We start from the raw sequence: 18,900 nt of genomic DNA on the forward strand, positions 1-18,900 counted from the left end.
GGACCGTCCGGACGCCTTCCCCCGAGACGCCCGGCCGGTCCCCGCATCCATCGACGAAGAAAGGAGATCTGGCAAGCGACGAGCCGCGCCGGCACCGCGCCGGCGCCGGCGCTGGATATCCGGCGTACGTCGGGAATCAGTTCCGGAAGGCGTCCGCCACTCCGATCGAAGCGGCGGATCGAGACTTGTCATCGACCTGGATCAGGTGGGAAAGTGACACGTCCCACGATGCGAGGAAGTTTCCGGGTCGGGGCGAGTCGGGGTGTAGCGGCGGCCGACTGAATTGGAGCCCAGGTGTCCGAGGAAGACCTTGCCGGAGGACTGCGAATCGGCAGGTGGCTGCCTTCTTACGACCAGGCCGGCGGAGCCGGTCCAGCCACCGTTTCGCATTCACCTACGTCCACCCGCGCCGACGACGCCCGCACCGATCCCGCCGGATCGGCTCCGGGAGGAACGGGACGGGGATGGTCGCGGCGGCGCGTCGCGAGCATGGCCCGGGCGGTCCGCCGGCACGGTCAGGGGGAGCGGTCGTCCTCAAACGTGCTGCTCGCCGGCACCACCGCCATGCTGATGGTCGCGACGCTCGCCACCGTCTTCCTGGCCCAGGGCGCCGGCCAGACCCGGACCGACTGGGAATCCGCGCCGGTACTACCCGACAGCCTGCCCTCCGTGCCGGTGGACGGCCTGTCGAATCCCGGTTCGCCGATCCCGGAACTGCCGGAGCGGGACGAGAGCCCCGGCGCAGGCGTCGGGATGGTGAGCGAGGTGCACACCCCGACTCCGCCCCCGGCCCGTACCAGGCCCTCCGGCCGCTCGACACATCCGTCCCGTACCCTCCCGGGCCGGGCTGCCCCGCCAGCTGCGCAGAAGCCGCCGGCACTGTCCCTGGGCTCCCGGGTCGGGCTGGAACCGGTCGCCCTGTCGGGGTTCCGGGTCCGGCACGCGCGGTTCGTCGGGCGGATCGACCGGATCGGCACCGGCAGTTGGTCGCGGGACCGGCTCGACGCCACATTCGTGGTCCGGTCCGGCCTGGCCGACCGGGGATGCTTCTCTCTGGAATCCGTCAATTTTCCGGGTTACTTCCTCCGGCATCAGAACTTCCGGATCCATCTGCACCGCCGGGACGGCTCGGCGCTCTTCGCCGCCGACGCCACGTTCTGTGCGGTTACCGGACTGGCCGGTCGGGGAATCTCGCTCCGGTCGCGGAACTACCCGAGCCGCTATCTCGCGCACAGCGGATCGGAGTTGCGCATCCGTACCCCGGAAGGTGCCGGCGAACGCGCTGCCGCGACCTTCAGGGTAAAGCCACCCCTCTGACACCCGGGCGACGAGGGCCGGCCGCGGTTTCCTGGGTGAATTCCGCGCTCTTCGGCGCGGTAGACAGCACGGTGCTGGGAGGGCAACCAGGCGGGCGCTAAGGCGTGTCCTGTCGATCATGAATCGGCGGTCCTGGTCATGACACACTTCGGGCGTGTACTGGACCGAGGATCGCCGGCGTTTCAAGCGTCTGGTCGAGGCGCTGTCGGGACGGGCGGATGCGCAGGCTGAGGTCGAGATGGGTGCGCCTCTCGATCCACGGCTTGAGGCCTCGCTGGTGGATGTGATGGCGGGCGAGGAGCAACTCGGGCTGGAGACGCTCTGCGTCAACGCCCTCGACTACCGGGTCCGGCTGACAGATGAGGAGTACGCGGTGATCACCGATCTCGCGCGACGTTGGGATCTCGACCTTCGGGCCATCGGTGATCTGAACAGGCTGGTGATCCTGGATGACGCATCCGAGCGGTCATGAGAGCCAGATGATGGTGGCGAGCCGCCCTGGTCCAGGCTCGTTGACCCGGATCTGGTCGAGCAGCGCCAACAGTTGGGGAGTTGTCGCCGGCCTGGCCCGGGGTGAGCAGGATCGACAACGGCCGGCCGTGTCCGTCGACCGCGAGGTGGATCTTCGTGCTCAGCCCTCCGCTGATCGGCCGATGGCCTCGCCATCTTGCGCACCAGGCGTCGCCGTATTGGCTGGACAGCCCCTATCTCTGGCGGGCGCCAGCGGCATGCTGGTGCGCCCGCACGATCGACGAGTCGACGCTGATCGTCCACTGCACCGGTGTGCCGTCGTCATGGACCGTCTCGCTGCGCCCACGAGACGGCGGACGTAACTCCTTCATGTTCGCCGGCCGAGAGCTGGCGACCGTGTCCGCCAGCGGGCGGCCTTCCGTCGGACCGTTCCGCTTCAGGACGAGGATCGCCGGGTTGACGAGGCGGTGGCTTTCCCGATCTGTTTCGTAGAGGTCTTCAAGGAAGGACTCGACCTGCGCGGTCATCAGGATCTCCCATTCCACCACGAGGCCCTTTCGGTAGGAGATGTTAAGCATGTCCTAAAGTCTTCCCGTGGTGTGTCGGCGGGCCTTGCCGGCCCGGGCCGCGCGGCGCGGGCGTACCTGGGCGGGGCTCGTCGGGGCGGCGTGGTGTGATGGGCGGCGTGCAGGCGTACCGGCTGGTCCGTCGGCCGGCCGAGGCCGGGCCGGCGCGACACGACGACCCCGTGCAGCGGGAGGTGGTCGGACACACCGACGGTCCGCTGCTGGTCCTCGGTGGACCGGGCACCGGCAAGACCAGCACCCTGGTCGAGGCGGTGGTCGCCCGGGTCGTCGAGGGCGTCGACCCGGAACGCGTCCTGGTGCTCGCGTTCAGCCGCCGCGCGGCCACCGCACTGCGGCACCGGATCGAGGCCCGGATCGCCGAGGTCACCAACCGGGTACTCCACGAACCGCTGGTCCGCACCTTCCCGGCGTACGCCTTCGGACTGTTGCGCAGGTCGGCGGCGGAACGCGGCGAGCCGTCCCCCCGACTGCTCACCGGTCCCGAGCAGGATCTGATCATCCGGGAACTGCTCGGCGTGGTCGGGGTCGACGACGAGTCAGCCGAGAACGCGAGCGAGATCGAGGACCCGGTCGGCTGGCCGGCGGAGCTGCGGCCGGCGCTGCGTACCCGGGCCTTCGCCGAGCAGCTCCGTGACCTGCTGATGCGGGCCGCCGAGCGGGGTGTCGGGCCGGTCGAGCTGGCCCGGCTCGGCGAGAAACTGGGCCGGGCCGACTGGCCGGCCGCCGCCCGCTTCCTGCGGCAGTACGTCGCCGTGCTCGCCCTGCGCGACGTCACCACCCGGGGCTCGGTCGCCTACGACCCCGCCGAACTCGTCCGGGCCGCCTCCGGACTGCTCACCGACGATCCCGAGCTGCTCGACGCCGAACGGGCCCGGCTGGCGTACGTCTACGTCGACGAGCTGGCCGACACCGACCCGGCCCAGGTGGACCTGCTGCACCTGGTGGCCGGTGGTGGCAAGCCGCTCGTCGCGTTCGCCGACCCGGACTCGTCCACCTACGCCTTCCGGGGTGCCGACCCGGAGATCGTGCACAGCTTTCCGCACCGGTTCCGTACCGTCTCCGGGGCGGTCGCCGGCACCCGGCTGCTGCACACGTCGTACCGCTCGGGGCCGGAGCTGCTGGCCGCGACCCGGCGGCTGGCGCGGCGGCTGCGCGGGCCGGTGGCCCATCGTGACCTGCGCCCGCTGCCGGACGCCGAGCCGGGGACGGTGCAGATCCACACCTTCCGGTCCGGCACCAGCGAGGCGGCCCACCTGGCGCACGTGCTGCGTTCCGCGCACCTGCTCGACGGGGTGCCCTGGTCGCGGATGGCGGTGCTGCTCCGCTCCACCAGTCTGCAACTGCCGCCGTTGCAGCGCGCCCTGCACACCGTCGGGGTGCCGACCGTGGTGCACGCCGAGGACCTGCCGCTGCACCTGCAACCGGCGGTGGCCCCGATCCTGTTGCTGCTGCGCTGCGCGCTCGAACCGGATCGGCTGGACGAGGAGGCGGCGGTGACCCTGCTGCACTCCCCGCTGGGCGGCGCCGACCCGCTGGCCGAGCGGCGGCTCCGGCAGGGGCTGCGGGCGCTCGCGCTGGCCGGCGGCGACCGGCGCCCCTCCGGAGACCTGCTGGTCGAGGCGTTGCGGGAGCCGGGTGACCTGCTCGGCATCGAGCGGCGCTGGGCGGCACCGGCCCAGGCGGTCGCCAACCTGCTGGCCGCCGCCCGGTCCGCCGCCGCCGAGCCCGGGGCGACCGCCGAGGACGTGCTCTGGGCCGTGTGGCGGGCAAGCGGGCTGGCCGAGCGCTGGTCCGGCGCGCTGGCCCGGTCCCGGACCAGCGCCGCGGCCGGGGACAGCGGGCTGCGCTGGCGGGCGGCGGCGGCCGACCGGGACCTGGACGCGATAGTCGTACTCTTCGACGCGGCGGCCCGGTTCGTCGACCGGCTGCCCGGGGCGCGTACCGAGGTCTTCCTCGACCACGTGCTCGGGCAGCAGTTGCCGGCCGACACCCTCGCGCCGAGTGCCGAGAAGGGCGAGGCGGTACGCCTGCTCACCGCGCACGCCGCCAAGGGACTGGAGTGGGACCTGGTGGCGGTGGCCGGGGTGCAGGAGGGGATCTGGCCGGACCTGCGGCTGCGCGGCAGCCTGCTCGGCTCCGAACGGCTTGTCGACCTGCTCGCCGGGCGGGGCGAGGGGGCCGGGGCGGCGGCCACCCTGGTCGGGCAGACCTCGGCGGTACTCGACGAGGAACGCCGGCTCTTCTACGTCGCCGCGACCCGGGCTCGGCGCCGGTTGCTGGTCAGCGCGGTAGCCTCGGCGGCGGTCGGGGTCGCCGACCACGAGGAACAGCCGAGCCGCTTCCTCTACGAACTAGGCCCGACGGTCGACGCCGACGCCGCAGCCGACGCTGCGGTTGAGGTGTTAGGCGGGGACCCTTCCACCACCGAAAACGATGACGGGGAGCCCTTCCTTGCGGCTGAGTTGCCGGTGGGGCGGGCGCCGCGGGCGTTGACGCTCGCCGCGTTGGTGGCCGAGCTGCGTACCGCCGTCGTCGATCCGGAGGCGTCGCCGGGGCGGCGGCGTGCGGCGGCGGAGGAACTGGCCCGGCTGGCGGTGGCGGGGGTGCCGGGGGCGCATCCCGACGACTGGTGGGGACTGCGCCCGCTCTCCGACGACCGGCCGCTTGTCGACGAGGGCGAACCGGTCCGGGTCACCCCGTCCGGCATGGAGAGCGCGCTGCGGTGCAGCCTGCGCTGGCTGCTGGAACGGCACGGGGGCCGGGCGCCGGCCAGCTCCGCGCAGGGGGTGGGCAATCTGGTGCACGCCGCCGCGATGCTCGCCGAGGACGCCAGCACCGACCGGGGCAAGCTGCTGGAGTACGTCGCCGCCCGGTTCGACGTGATCGAACTCGCCGCCCGCTGGATGGCCGGCGCCGAACGGGCCCGTGCCGAGGTGATGGTGGACAAGCTGCTGCGCTGGCTGGCCGGCAACCCGCGCCGGCTGCTCGCCATCGAGCACGAGTTCGCGGTACGCCTCGACGACCCGAAACGGCCGATCGAACTCACCGGCCGGGTGGACCGGCTGGAGGTGGACGCCGACGGCCGGCTCGTGGTGATCGACCTCAAGACCGGCAAGTCGACCGCGGTGACCGCCTCCGAGCTTGCCGAACATCCGCAGCTCGGCGCGTACCAGGCGGCGGTGGAGGCGGGCGCCTTCGCCGACCTCGGCGCCGGGTCGGAGCCCGGCGGTGCGGCGCTGGTGCAGCTCGGCACCTCGACCCAGGACGCCCGGGAGCAGGTCCAGCCGCCGGCCGCCGCCGCCGAGGAGACCGGTAGCTGGGCGCGGGCGATGGTCCGGCGTACCGCCGACACGATGGCGGCGGCCACCTTCTCCGCCGTCGCCAACTCGAAGTGCCGGGTCTGCCCGGTGCGCAGCAGTTGCCCGATCTCCGGACAGGGTCGCCAGGTCGTCGAGCCACCCGCCCGGCGTCGCCCGGACACCCCGCCGAGGACACGCCCGGACAACCCGCCCGGGACACCCGGCCAGCGCGGCGGGGGCGGCCGGTGACCCAGCCCTCCCTGTTCACCCCGCCGCCGAGCCAGCGGGTCGCCGACGCCGGGCCCCGGTTCACCCCGGTCGAGCTGGCCAAGCTGCTCCGGCTGCCGGCACCCACCCTGGAACAGGCCGCGATCATCTCGGCGCCGGTCGCGCCACTGCTCGTCGTCGCCGGAGCCGGTTCCGGCAAGACCGAGACGATGGCCGCCCGGGTGGTCTGGCTGGTCGCCAACGGGTACGTCGAACCCGGGCACGTCCTCGGGCTCACCTTCACCCGCAAGGCGGCAGGTGAACTCGGCACCCGGATCCGGACCCGGCTCGGCCAACTGGTGCGCCGGCTCGGCCGCAACACCCGGCACCGCGACGACGACCCGTTCGGCGGCGAGCCGACGGTGGCGACGTACCACTCGTACGCGGCCCGGATCGTCACCGAGCACGGGCTGCGCGCCGGGTACGAGCCGTCCACCCGGCTGCTCACCGAGGCGTCCCGCTGGCAGATCGTCGACTCGATCGTCCGCAACCACGACGGGGACATGTCCGAGGTGGAGCGGCAGCCGAGCACCGTCACCGACGCCGTCCTCGCGCTCGCCGCCGACCTGGCCGAGCACCTGGTCACCCCGGACGACCTGGCCGCCTGGACCGGCCGGTTCTTCGCCGACGTGCAGTCCCGCCCCGGCCGGGTCTACGCCGACGTCCGAAAGGCGTTGCACCTGCAACAGCTCCGGCTGCGGCTGCTGCCGCTGGTCCGCGCGTACGCCCAGCGCAAGGACGACTTCGAGGCGATGGACTTCGGCGACCAGTTGGCCCGGGCGGCGCTGGTGGCCCGGGACCATCCGGAGGTCGGCGCGATCGAGCGCGGGCGCTACCGGGTGGTGCTGCTCGACGAGTACCAGGACACCTCGCACGCCCAGGTGGTGCTGCTCCGCTCGCTCTACGGCGGCGGGCATCCGGTCACCGCCGTCGGCGACCCGTGCCAGTCGATCTACGGCTGGCGGGGGGCCAGCGCCGGCACCCTGGACCGGTTCCGCACCGAGTTCGCCGAGCCGGACGGCACCCCGGCGCAGGTGTGCACGTTGACCACGAGCTGGCGGAACCGGCCGCAGATCCTGGACGTCGCCAACGGGCTCGCCGCGCCGCTGCGGGCCGCCGGAGCCCAGGTCGCCGAGCTGGCCGCCGCCTACCGGGTCGACGAGGAGATCCCCGGTCGTACCGGCCGGGGATTCCCGGGCGGCACCGTGCACTGCGCGCTGCTCGACACGTACGCCGACGAGGCCGACTGGATCGCCGACAGCATCCTGGCCGCCTGGCGGGGCGCGGCCAGGATGCCGGACGCGCTGCCGGAGCAGATCCCGGTGCCGGCCCGGCCGACGACGGCGGTCCTGGTCCGGCTGCGCAGCCAGATCCCGGCGATCGAGGCGGCGCTGCGGGACCGGGGACTCCCGGTCGAGGTGGTCGGGCTCGGCGGGCTGCTGGACACCCCCGAGGTGCGGGACGTGGTCTGCACGCTGCGGGTGCTCTCCGACCCGACCGACGGTGCCGCGCTGCTCCGGCTGCTCACCGGCGCCCGCTGGCGGATCGGCCCGCGCGATCTGGTCGCCCTGCACCGTCGGGCCACCGCGATCGCCCGCGCCCGCCGGGACCTGCCCCGCTCCGACGACGACGAGCCGGAGATCGTTCTCGACCGGCTCGACGAGGCGACCCTGGTCGAGGCGCTCGCCGACCTCGGCCCGGCGCAGGCGTACTCGGCGGAGGGCTATGCCCGGCTGCGGGCGTACTCGAGAGAACTCGGCCTGCTCCGGCACCGCCTGGACCAGCCGCTGCCCGACCTGCTCGCCGACGTCGAACGCACGATCGGCCTCGACGTCGAGGTGGCGGTGCGCGCCGGCAGCGACGGCCGGGGCGGCGACGCCGGCCTGGCCCGCGGCCACCTGGACGCGCTCGGCGACGTCGCGGCCCGGTTCGCCGGCGACTCGGCCGGTGCGCCGCTGCACGCCTTCCTGGCCTTCCTCGCCGCCGCCGAGGACGAGGAACGGGGACTCTCCCCGGGCGAGGTCGAGGTGGTGGAGGGGGCGGTGCAGATCCTCACCGCGCACGCCGCCAAGGGCCTCGAATGGGACGTCGTCTCGGTGGCCGGGCTGAGCCGGGGCGTCTGGCCGGGCACCGCCCGCGGCTCCGACCACTACCTGCTGGGGTTGGGGGTGCTGCCGTTCCCGCTGCGCGGCGACGCGGACGGCCTGCCGAGGCTGGCCCTGCACGACGCCGAGGACCAGAAGGCGGTGGCGCGGGCGCTGGCCACCTTCACCGACGACTGGCGCGCGCACGACGAGCGGGAGGAACGCCGGCTGGCGTACGTCGGGGTCACCCGGCCGCGCCGGCTGCTGCTCTGCTCCGGGTACTGGTGGGGCGAGGGGACGAAGCGGCCACGCGGACCGTCGACGTTCCTTTCCGAGGTGTACGAGTGGTGCCTGACCACGCCCGAGAGCGGCGGGCAGAGCGGCTTCGTCGTCGACGCCTGGGCACCCGAGCCGGCGGCGGACGCCAGCAACCCGACGACCGAGGTGGTGCTCCGGGCCGAGTGGCCGGCCGACCCGCTCGGCGCCCGCCGTCCGGCCCTCGCCGAGGCCGCCGCCCTGGTCCGCCGCCTCATGAACGATGAAGGGAAGGGCTCCCCACTATCGCATTCTGTAGAAGCGGGGGCCCTTCCTATCACCAGTCCCGTGCCGGAGCCGGGGCCGGAGGTGGAAGTGGAGGTGGAGGCGGCGGAGCCGGAGGTGGCGGCTGCGGCGGCGGCCTGGCGGCGGGAGGCCGAGCTGCTGCTCGCCGAGCGGGACATGCTGGCCGACCGCACCGGCCCGGTCGAGGTGGCGCTCCCCGGCCACCTCTCGGTCTCCCAACTCGTCACGCTGCGCCGCGATCCGGCGGCGCTGGCCCGCACGTTGCGTCGGCCGATGCCCCGGCGTCCCGAGCCGTACAGCCGGCGGGGCACGGCGTTCCACGCCTGGCTGGAGCAGCGGTACGGGATCAGCCGGCTGCTCGACGTCGACGAACTGCCCGGGGCGGCCGACTCGGACGCCGCGCCGGACGAGGCGCTGGCCGAGTTGCAGGAGCGGTTCCTGGCCAGCGAGTGGGCCGAGCGCACCCCGGTGGAGGTGGAGGTGCCGTTCGCCACGTCGATCGGCGGGCTGCTGGTCCGGGGCCGGATGGACGCCGTCTTCACCCTGCCCGGCGGCCGGTACGACGTCGTCGACTGGAAGACCGGTCGACAGCCGACCGGGGTCGAGGCGGAGGCGGCGGCGGTGCAGTTGGCGGCGTACCGGCTGGCCTGGGCGGAACTGGCGGAGGTACCCGTCGACCGGGTCCGGGCCGCCTTCCACTACGTGCGCGACAACGTCACCGTACGCCCGGCGGACCTGCTCGACGCCGACGGTCTGGCCGCCCTGGTGGCCCGGGTACCCGAGTCACCCGCACCCGGCTGAGCCGGCCGGATCATTCTCGATCGACGAAAACCCTGTACACGGGCCGCTGGTGTGCTAGCCTGGTCGCGTTGCAGTTTTGGTTCCCAGAGACTCTGTGTGCGCCTGCGGGATTGTGACCGTAGGCGCTCTTTGTTATGTCCGGAGTTCTCCGGGCGGGGCGACCAGAGCGACAGCCGTCCACCAGGTCGGTGGGCAACAACCCGGCCCGCAAGAGGTGCGGACCGAACGTTCCGTCAGGAGACGAAACACATGGCAATTGGCACCGTGAAGTGGTTCAACGCCGACAAGGGCTTCGGCTTCATCACCCCGGACGGCGGCGGCGCCGACGTCTTCGCCCACTTCTCCGCGATCCAGAGCTCCGGCTACCGCAGCCTGGACGAGAACCAGCGGGTGGAGTTCGAGGTCACCCAGGGCCAGAAGGGCCCGCAGGCGGAGAACATCCGCCCGCTCTGACCTAGCCCGTCCTGCCCGGCGCGAGCCGGCGCAGTGTAGTTCGACCACCGCGTCCAGACCGGCGTGGTGACGCGGCCAGCCCGCGCCCGACGGCACGGGCTGGCTCCCGCGTGTTTCCCGGTCCGTGGCTGCGGTCACCGGGTGCACCGCCGCCGGTGGCCGAGCCACCGCGGCGGGCCCCGGGGACCTTCCTCGACACGTACCGCATCGAGGAAGGTCCATGATGACCCGCACTACTGTCCAGTCGTTCGCCGACGTCCCGCTGGCCGCCGGACTGCACGGCGCGCTGACCCGGAACGGCATCGTCACGCCGTTCCCGATCCAGGCGGCCACGCTGCCCGACTCGCTGGCCGGTCGGGACGTTCTCGGCCGGGGCCGTACCGGCTCCGGCAAGACGCTCGCGTTCGGCCTGCCGCTGCTGTCCCGTACCGCCGGACGGCGTGCCCGGCCCGGCCGTCCGCTCGGGCTGGTGCTGGTACCCACCCGCGAACTCGCCCAGCAGGTGACCACCGCCCTCGACCCGTACGCCCGCGCGCTCCGGTTGCGCTGCGCCACGGTGGTCGGCGGACTCTCCCTGACCCGGCAGGCGGCGGCCCTGCGGGACGGGGCGGAGGTGGTCATCGCCACCCCCGGCCGGCTCGCCGACCTGGTCGACCGGGGTGACTGCCGGCTCGACGAAGTCGCGGTCACGGTGCTCGACGAGGCCGACCAGATGGCCGACATGGGCTTCCTCCCGCAGGTCACCGACCTGTTGCGCCAGGTGGCGCCGGGCGGGCAGCGGATGCTCTTCTCGGCCACCCTGGACCGGGGCGTCGACCGGCTGGTCCGGCGGTTCCTCACCGACCCGGTCTCGCACTCCGTCGACCCGACCACCGCCACGGTCACCGGGATGACGCACCACGTCCTCCAGGTCGACGCGGAGGAGAAGACGACGGCCACCGCGCAGATCGCGGCCCGGGACGGCCGGGTCATCCTCTTCGTCGGGACCAAACACCGCGCCGACCGGCTGGCCCGCCAGTTGCTGACCAGGGGCGTACGGGCCGCCGCCCTGCACGGCGGCAAGTCGCAGCCGCAGCGGACCCGTACCCTGGAGCAGTTCCGGACCGGCCAGGTGACCGCGCTGGTGGCCACCGACGTGGCGGCCCGGGGCATCCACGTCGACGGGCTCGACCTGGTGGTGAACGTCGACCCGCCGACCGACGCGAAGGACTACCTGCACCGGGGCGGTCGCACGGCTCGGGCCGGCGAGACCGGTCGGGTGGTCACCCTGGCGCTGCCCGAACAGCGCCGGGAGGTGGCGCAGCTCCTGCGCGAGGCCGGGATCAGGCCGGAAACCCTCGCGGTACGCCCCGGCGACGAGTCGCTGGTCCGGCTGACCGGGGCACGGGTTCCGTCCGGGGTGCCGGTTCCGCCGTCGACTCCGGCGCAGCCGCCCCGGGCGCGGGCGCCCCGGACACCGGCACCCCGCGCGTCGGCGGCGGGGACGCAGGCGGGTCGTACGCAGGCGACTCGTGCGTCGGCGGCGGGTACGCAGGCGAGTCGCGCGTCGGCAGCCCCGGCGGCGGCGCCGAAGCCCAGGTCCGGCGGGGGTGGCAACCGCCGTCCGCGCCGACTCCGCCGGGCCGCCTGACCGCTTTCGCCCCTCGGGGCAACCGGGGGCTCGGAGTGTGCCGGGTTGCGGGCTGGGGTCTGTCGGCGCTCTGGAACACGGGCGTCAGGTGACGCACCGTGTTGTCGTGTTGACTCCCGATCTGTCGACGGCCGGCGGGTGACGCGACCCGCGCACCGATCGGTCAACACAACTGTGCCCGCGAATACACCTGATCGCGTCCGATGGGCGACTGTGGATCGGCCATCGACAGACCATCCTGTCCTGGGGAGCCAGCGACCACGGGGGTGGGTCGCGGTGGGGGAGGTTGCGATGACCGTGCGTGTCGAGCAGGGGTCGACGCGGGAGATCCTGGTGGTGCTCGCGGTCGCGGTCAGCGGTCTGCTCCTCGCCACCCTCGTCGCGTTCAGCCCCTGGTACGGCGTAGCCGCCGGGGCGACGAAGGTCGAGGTGGTGGAGGTGCACTCGCCGGGCAGCACGGGCGGGGGCATCGGGATCACGGTGGCCGGGAACGGCTGACGCCGCTGGCCTGTCCGGTCCGGGCACGGTTGACGCCGCTGATCTGTGCGTGGCGGGAGCGGCTGACGCCCGCTGATCTGTGCGTGGCGGGCGCGGCTGACGACGCCGTACCGGCCCGGCGCGAGCACGACCGGTTGCCGGGCCGCTCGCCGGGTCGCCGGTGGTGTTCACTAGAGGTATGCCGGTTAACGTCCCGCGTGCGACCGACGACGGTACCGAGCGGCGGCCCGGTGGTGCATGGGCGGCGGGGGCGGTCACCCGGATCGGCCTGCCGACGCCGCTGCCCGAGCTACCCGAGCCGCCACGCAGGCCGGGGCGGGACCGTCGGCTGTGGTGGTTCGCCGGGGCGGCCGGCAGTCTGCTGGTGATCGGCCTGGTGGTGGTGCTGGGGTTGACCCTCTCCGGCGGGGTCGACCCGCTGTGGAGCCGACCGGAGGCACCGACGGACGTACGTCCGCCGCTGGCCCGGAAGTGTCCGCCGCCCGGTTCGTCGGGGCAGGCCGCCCCGGAGGGACCGGCGTCACCGGGCGGACCGTCCCAGGGGGTACCCGGGCCGACGGGGGCGCCGCGGCCCGAGCCGGTGGTGCCGACGGCCGGGCCGGGGCGGCCGTTGAGCGGAGAGCGGACCGTCGACCCGGAGGCCGGCATCTCGTACCCGACGTACGGGGCGCCGTGGCAGCCGTGGCGTGCCGTGTGGAGCGCCGGGACGCTGGAGGTGCCGTACAAGGTCGGGCAGCACTTCGTCACCGAGCGGGAGTACGACGGCTTCAGCGACTACCACGCGTCGATCCTGTCGGCGGCGGTGCCGGCGGCCGAGAACGACGCCCTGACCTTCGACCTGGAGTGCGTCGGCCGGCAGGTGACCACCGACGTGCGGACCGAGTACTACCCGCAGCCGAACCGGCTGGAGCGGATCCGGGACGGGCGGAGCACCCTCGGCGGGCTCCCGGCCTGGGTGTCGGTGTTCCGACTGCACTTCAGCCGGCCGGGGTTGCGGGCCACCGACGAACTGGCCGCCGTGGCCTGCATCGACGTGGGTCGCTCGACGGCGGCGGTGCTCTACATCTCGGTGCCCGGCACCCATCGCGAGTTCGACTGGGTCGTCGAGCACGCGCTCGCCTCGGTCCGACCCGCCTGAGTTCTCCAGCGGGTGCCGGCCGACCGGCCGAGGAGTTGGCGGCGCCGGTTGAGGAGTGGGCGGTGCGGTCGAGACGTGGGCAGGTGCCGGCCCGAGGAGTGGGCAGGTGGCGAGGCCGGGCATCGGTGCCGGCGGGACGCGCTAGGGTCGGTTCGTGGCGGCGGGAAGATCGAGAATTCCAGCGACGAAGCACACGGTCGAGCGGTTCACCCTCGACAACGGCTTACGGGTGGTGCTGGCGCCCGACCGCAGCGCGCCGGTGGTCGGGGTGGCGGTCGTCTACGACGTGGGCATCCGGTCGGAGCCGGAGGGGCGGACGGGATTCGCGCACCTTTTCGAGCACCTGATGTTCCAGGGCTCGGAGAACCTGGAGAAGCTGGCGCACTTCCGGCACGTCCAGGGTGCCGGCGGGACGTTCAACGGTTCCACCCACCTGGACTACACCGACTACTGGTCGACGCTGCCGAGCAACGCCCTGGAGCGGGCGCTCTTCCTGGAGGCCGACCGGATGCGCGGGCCGAAGCTCACCGAGGAGAACCTCCGCAACCAGGTCGACGTGGTGAAGGAGGAGATCCGGGTAAACGTGCTGAACCGGCCGTACGGCGGCTTCCCGTGGCTGCGGCTGCCGCCGGTCGTCTTCGACACCTTCCCGAACGCGCACGACGGGTACGGCTCCTTCGACGACCTGGAGAGCGCCCGCATCGCCGACGCGGTCGACTTCTTCGACCGGTACTACGCCTGCGGCAACGCGGTACTCGCCGTCGGTGGGGACCTGGACGTGGCCGAGGCGACGGCGCTGGTCGAACGGCACTTCGGGGACGTGCCGGCCCGGCCCGCCCCGGTGCGGCCCGACTTCGCCGAGCCGGACCTGACCGGCGAGCGGCGCGAGGCGTACACCGATCCGCTGGCGCCGCTGCCGGCGGTCGCGGCGGCCTGGCGGGTGCCGGACCCGATCGGCGACTTCGCCGGCTACCTGCCGTACGTGGTGCTGGCCGAGGTGCTCACCGACGGCGACGCGTCCCGGCTGGTGGAGCGGCTGGTGCTGCGGGACCGCTCGGTGACGAGCGTCGGCGGATACCTGGGGCTGATGGGCGACCCGTTCGACGTGCGGGATCCGACGGCGCTGGTGTTCGAGGCACATCTGCCGCCGGGCGGCGAGGCGGACAAGGTGCTGCGCACCGTCGACGAGGAGCTCGACCGGCTCGCCACCGACGGGCTGGCCGCCGACGAGCTGGCCCGGACCCAGGCCCGGATGGCCACCCACCTGCTCCGGCAGACCGACGCGGTGCTCGGCCGGACCCTGCAGATGGCGGTGCTGGAACAGCAGCGGGGTGATCCGGAGCTGCTCGGCGAGCTGCCCCGGCTGGTCGGCGAGGTGACCGAGGAGCAGGTACGTGCGGCGGCCGCCACCCTGCGACCGCAGCGCCGCGCCGCCGTCGAGGTCGTTCCCGGTGGAGGTGCCAGGTGACGGTACGCACGCTGCCCCCGCTCGGGCCGAACCGCAGGCTCAAGCTGCCCCGCGAGGTCGAGCAGACCCTGCCGAACGGGCTCACCGTGATCGTGCTGCGCCGGCCGGCGGTGCCGCTGGTCGAGCTGCGGCTCTGGGTGCCGTTCGGCCGGGCGCACCTGGCCCGCGGGCTGATGCTGTCCCAGACGCTGCTCAGCGGGACCGGGTCGATGACCTCGGTGCAGCTCGCCGCCGAGTTGCAGAAGGTGGGCGGCGGCCTCTCCGCCGGAGCCGACGCCGACCGGTTGATGATCTCTGGTACCGGCCTGTCGACCGGGCTGGGCCGGATCCTGGAACTGCTCGCCGAGGTGGTGACCGGGGCGAGCTATCCGAACGACGAGGTCGCCACCGAGCGGGCCCGGCTGATCGACGGGATCCGGATGGCCCGGAGCCAGCCGACCCACCTGGCCCGCCGGGCGCTGTTGAAGCGGATGTACGGCAGGCACCCGTACGCGGTGCAGACCCCGGAGCCGGAGCAGGTCGAGGCGGTCCGGCCGGCCGCGCTGCGCAGCCTGCACGCCGCCCGGATCCGCCCGGCCGGGGCGATCCTGCTGCTGGTCGGGGACGTGCAGCCGGCCAGGGCGGTGGACGCGGTGCAGCGGGCGCTCGGCGACTGGACCGGGGACGGCGCACCGGGTGAACTGCCGCCGGTCCCGCCGCTCGAGCCGGGGCCGCTGCTGCTGGTGGACCGGCCCGGCTCGGTGCAGTCGTCGATGCGGCTGGCGCTGCCGGCGGTGCCGCGCACCCATCCGGACCATGCGGCGCTGCAACTGGCCAACCTGGTCTTCGGCGGGTACTTCTCGTCCCGGTGGGTGGAGAACATCCGCGAGGACAAGGGGTACACGTACGGGCCGCACTCGCTGATCGAGCACTCGGTCGCCGGATCGGCGCTGGTGGTGGCCGCCGAGGTCGCCACCGAGGTGACCGGGCCGGCCCTGTTGGAGACGGTCTACGAGCTGGGCCGGCTGGCTTCGCTGCCGCCGAAGGAGGACGAGCTGGAGCAGGCCCGGCAGTACGCCCTCGGCACTCTCCAGCTCGGCATCTCGACCCAGGCCGGGCTGGCGGCGGTGGCCAGCGCGTACGCCGGCTCGGGGCTGCGGCTGGAGTTCCTGGCCGAGCACGCCGCCCGGCTGGCGAAGGCGACCCGGGAGGACGTGGCGGCGGCAGCGGCGAAGTACCTGGCGCCGGCCCGGGCGGTCAGCGTGGTGCTCGGCGACGCCGGTCAGGTCGAGGCGCCGCTGGGCGTGCTGGGACCGGTCCGGGTCGAGGCCGCGGAATCGTGACCTCCGGCCCGCCGCCGCTGGACCTGCCCGCCGGCCATCCGCCACTGGCCCGGTCCACCCTCGACCGGGCGGCGCACCGGCGCCGTGACCCGCAGTGGCTGGCCGACGCCTGGCGGCGGGCCCGGGTGCTGGTGGTGGACGTGGCAAAGGGCGGACGTACCCTGGTCGGCCCGGCCGCCGACAAGCCGGAGCTGGTCCTGTTCGGTCCGGACGTGGCCCGGGACAGCGGGCCGGGCGAGCGACTCTTCCTCGGCGTCGAGCCGGACGGGGTACCGGTCTTCGCGGTCGACGCGCCGCTGCCGGAGCTGGCCGGCACCCGGCCGGCGAACCTGCGCGAGGTCGGTCACCTGCTCAGCGACCGGGACGCCGGCCTTCTCACCACCGCCGTGGCGCTGGCGAACTGGCACGCCCGGCACCTGTACTCGTCGTTGACCGGGTTGTCCACCGTGGTCGGGGACGCCGGCTGGTCCCGCCGGGACGAGGCGGGCAACCAGCTCTGGCCGCGCACCGATCCGGCGATGATCGTGCTGGTGCACGACGGGGTCGCCGGCCCGGACGGGCGGTGCCTGCTCGGCAACAACGCGGCCTGGCGCGCCGAGACGGGTCTGCGCCGGTACTCCTGCCTGGCCGGTTACGTGGAGCCGGGGGAGTCGGCCGAGGACGCGGTGGTCCGGGAGGTCACCGAGGAGGTCGGCCTGGTCCCGCACCACATCGGGTACGTCGCCAGCCAGTCCTGGCCGTTCCCCGGCTCGTTGATGCTGGGCTTCTTCGCCCTCGCCGACCCGGAGCGGCCGGTCCGGCTGGACCCGGCGGAGATCGCGCACGCGGGCTGGTTCAGCCGGCGGGAGATCGCCGCGGTGCTCGCCGGGGAGGCGGTGGAGGTGGCGGCCGGGCTGCGGTTGGCGTTGCCGCCGCCGTCGTCGATCGCGCTGTTCCTGATCCGGAGCTGGCTGGAGGATGCCGGTTAGACCGTACCGTCGGAACTGGACCACCGGCTCCGAGCGAATCTTGGCCCGCGACCGTCGTTGCCGCGACGATCACGGGCCAAGATCATAGGCCGTCGTTGCCGGGTTCAGGCATGGTGCGTGGCGGGGGACGCCACCCGGCCGACGACGGTCGTCTAGCCGAACCTCGACTGCGGGCCGGGGTTCGGCCCCGGTGGGTGGAAGCTCGACGGCCGCGGCTCGGCGGAGCGGGCCCGGTCGGCGGCGTGGTCCTGGAACGGGTGGTCGGGTCGCCGGTCGGGCTCGCCCACCGGTACCACCTTGACCCGCTGCCGTCCGGAGCGGACCGCGCCCACGCTGGCCAGTGCCCGGGCCAGCACCAGGGCCGCGTCCCGGTCCTCGGCGCGGAGGATCTGGCGGCGTTGTTCCGGTGAGGTCTGCTCGTCGCGGAGGCGCTCCCCCTGCGCCCAGGCGGCGGCCAGGTCGTCATCAGCGGCGGCACGGATGTCCGTGCGAACGATGAGAAACCGCATGGGTGGCTCCGAAGGCCGTGACGGACGATGATTCTTTGATTACCTAGTGAAGTCATCTCGTGGAAGTTCCACGTCCCCCCTTGGGCTATATTCACCCAGTCCCGGCCAATGGGCAAGTGAAACGCGCCGATTGGAGTAACCACTCGTCCGATCAGGTGACACCGGCCATGCCGCAGCTGTGTAATGCGAGCCGCCGCCGGTGAAACCGCCGCCCGGCCAGGGGAGCGGTACCGGCCGGGCACGCCGCCCCGGCAGCGGGTACGACGAAGCCGCCGGCACCCTCTGCGGGAGCCGGCGGCTGTGGACTCGGCCGGAGTACGACGCGGAACCGGCGGCTGTGGACTCGGCCGGAAGTGCGGCGCGGAACCGGTGGCCGGAACTACTGTTCGGTCAGTCGCCCCGACCGGCGGCTGCGCTGGGTCGGTGGCATTCCCGGGTCGCGGCCGGCCGACCTGGACGCGCCCGACGAGCGCTGCCCCGCCTTCTCGATCAGCCAGGCCACCGTCTCCTCCGGACTGAGGGCCGCCTCCCGGAGCCACTCGAAGACCATCGAGTAGGTGGCGATCTCCTTGGGCTCGGTCACCATCAGGTTTGTGGCCAGCCCCTCGATCGCCAGGGTCTCCGGATCCTGCGGCTCGGCGAAGCGGTAGAGCGAGAACCCGGTGTGCGGCAGGTACCAGTCCGCGATGGTCCGGTCGGTGGGCAGCACCTGGATGGTGACGTTCGGCAGCCCGGCCAGCTTGCGCAACTGGATCAGCTGGGCGCGCAGCACGTCGCGCGGGCCGGCCCGGTCGCCGAGCGCGGCCTCCTCGATCACCGCCGAGTACTGCGGCGCCTCGCCGTCGCGGGTCAGCAGCGACTGCCGGGCCATCCGGGCCTTCACCTCGGTCTCGGCGTCCTCGGTGTCGTCGCTCCCGGGGCCGAGCTGCCGGGAGGAGAGGATCCGCAGGTTGACGTACTGCCTGGCCTGCAGCAGGCCCGGCACGATCACCGGACTGTACTCGCGGATCTCGGCGCAGCCGGCCTCCAGTTCGGCGTAACCGCGCTGGCGGGGCGTCATCGTCGCGTACGAACGCAGCCAGCCCCGGATGTCGCCGGCCTCGTTGGTGATCGCGGTCAGCTCCTCCCGGAGCTCACCGGTGACCTTGTAGAGGTCCAGCAGGTCGAGGACGTCGCGCAGGTCGGGGCGACTGCGGCCGTTCTCCAGGCGGGACAGTTTGGAGGCCGACGCCCAGCCCACCGCCTCGATGACCTGGTCACCGGTGAGCTTGGCCGACTCCCGCAGCTTGCGCAGTTCGGTGCCGAGCCTGCGCCGCCGCAGGATCGGGCTGGGGTGGGCAGGAGGCACTGGATCCTCGCTCTCGATCGGGTCGAGCCCGTTCCCGGGCGGGTGCGGACCGTCCGGGTCGTGCTCCCGGCGGTCCAGTATGCCGCTCGTTCTTCACGGCCTGCCGTCGAATGGTAACGGCGTGTCTAAATGGCGGGGGCCTTCCGTGACACTTCCGGCACCTGTCGTCAGATAGCCGA

General features: G+C 73.5%; 11 protein-coding genes and 3 pseudogenes. 11 read left to right on the forward strand and 3 right to left on the reverse strand.

Annotated features, from left to right (window positions below; genetic code table 11):
• The first annotated feature begins 489 nt into the window (after nt 1–489).
• Both ACN28A_RS19430 and ACN28A_RS19435 read left to right on the forward strand, forming a co-directional pair.
• Nucleotides 490–1,317, forward strand: a complete 828-nt coding sequence (locus tag ACN28A_RS19430; RefSeq protein ID WP_421396941.1) for an AbfB domain-containing protein — start codon at nt 490–492, stop codon at nt 1,315–1,317.
• A 154-nt stretch (nt 1,318–1,471) separates the two neighbouring features.
• The gene (locus ACN28A_RS19435) at nt 1,472–1,789 is read left to right on the forward strand and encodes a hypothetical protein (protein ID WP_421396942.1); all 318 of its coding nucleotides are present in this window, start codon (nt 1,472–1,474) and stop codon (nt 1,787–1,789) included.
• Nucleotides 1,790–1,871: 82 nt separating this feature from the next.
• Here ACN28A_RS19435 and ACN28A_RS19440 read toward each other — a convergent pair.
• Nucleotides 1,872–2,084, reverse strand: a pseudogene (locus ACN28A_RS19440) (IS5/IS1182 family transposase); the annotation flags it as partial.
• 389 nt (nt 2,085–2,473) lie between these two features.
• On the opposite strand from ACN28A_RS19440, the gene ACN28A_RS19445 reads away from it, so the two are divergent.
• The 9 genes and pseudogenes from ACN28A_RS19445 (at nt 2,474) to nudC (ending at nt 16,864) form a co-directional block, all read left to right on the forward strand.
• Entirely contained in the window at nt 2,474–5,923 is a 3,450-nt protein-coding gene (locus ACN28A_RS19445) for an ATP-dependent helicase (RefSeq protein WP_421404507.1), read from the forward strand.
• Nucleotides 5,920–9,387, forward strand: coding sequence for an ATP-dependent helicase (locus ACN28A_RS19450; RefSeq protein ID WP_421396943.1), 3,468 nt, complete (start codon nt 5,920–5,922; stop codon nt 9,385–9,387). Before ACN28A_RS19445 ends, ACN28A_RS19450 begins: the two co-directional genes overlap by 4 nt.
• Before the next feature lie 249 nt (nt 9,388–9,636).
• Nucleotides 9,637–9,840: a transcription antiterminator/RNA stability regulator CspE gene (gene cspE, locus ACN28A_RS19455; protein WP_007464836.1), complete on the forward strand. Its 204-nt coding sequence runs from the start codon at nt 9,637–9,639 to the stop codon at nt 9,838–9,840.
• A gap of 220 nt (nt 9,841–10,060) precedes the next feature.
• Nucleotides 10,061–11,429: pseudogene (locus ACN28A_RS19460) on the forward strand (DEAD/DEAH box helicase); the annotation flags it as partial.
• A gap of 332 nt (nt 11,430–11,761) precedes the next feature.
• Nucleotides 11,762–11,968: a hypothetical protein gene (locus ACN28A_RS19465; protein WP_421396944.1), complete on the forward strand. Its 207-nt coding sequence runs from the start codon at nt 11,762–11,764 to the stop codon at nt 11,966–11,968.
• A gap of 178 nt (nt 11,969–12,146) precedes the next feature.
• The gene (locus ACN28A_RS19470) at nt 12,147–13,106 is read left to right on the forward strand and encodes a hypothetical protein (RefSeq protein ID WP_421396945.1); all 960 of its coding nucleotides are present in this window, start codon (nt 12,147–12,149) and stop codon (nt 13,104–13,106) included.
• A gap of 154 nt (nt 13,107–13,260) precedes the next feature.
• Nucleotides 13,261–14,574: a M16 family metallopeptidase gene (locus tag ACN28A_RS19475; protein WP_421396946.1), complete on the forward strand. Its 1,314-nt coding sequence runs from the start codon at nt 13,261–13,263 to the stop codon at nt 14,572–14,574.
• Nucleotides 14,571–15,896, forward strand: a complete 1,326-nt coding sequence (locus ACN28A_RS19480; protein WP_421396947.1) for a M16 family metallopeptidase — start codon at nt 14,571–14,573, stop codon at nt 15,894–15,896. The genes ACN28A_RS19475 and ACN28A_RS19480 overlap by 4 nt, the downstream gene beginning before the upstream one ends.
• Complete coding sequence (gene nudC, locus ACN28A_RS19485) at nt 15,893–16,864, forward strand: NAD(+) diphosphatase (protein ID WP_421396948.1); 972 nt, start codon at nt 15,893–15,895, stop codon at nt 16,862–16,864. The genes ACN28A_RS19480 and nudC overlap by 4 nt, the downstream gene beginning before the upstream one ends.
• 275 nt (nt 16,865–17,139) lie before the next feature.
• Here nudC and ACN28A_RS19490 read toward each other — a convergent pair.
• Nucleotides 17,140–17,373, reverse strand: a pseudogene (locus tag ACN28A_RS19490) (hypothetical protein); the annotation flags it as partial.
• Between the two features lie 379 nt (nt 17,374–17,752).
• Nucleotides 17,753–18,721, reverse strand: a complete 969-nt coding sequence (locus ACN28A_RS19495; protein ID WP_421396949.1) for a helix-turn-helix domain-containing protein — start codon at nt 18,719–18,721, stop codon at nt 17,753–17,755.
• Between the last annotated feature and the right edge of the window lie 179 nt (nt 18,722–18,900).

It is taken from the genome of Plantactinospora sp. WMMB782 (assembly GCF_049179135.1).
Taxonomy (GTDB): Bacteria; Actinomycetota; Actinomycetes; order Mycobacteriales; family Micromonosporaceae; genus Plantactinospora.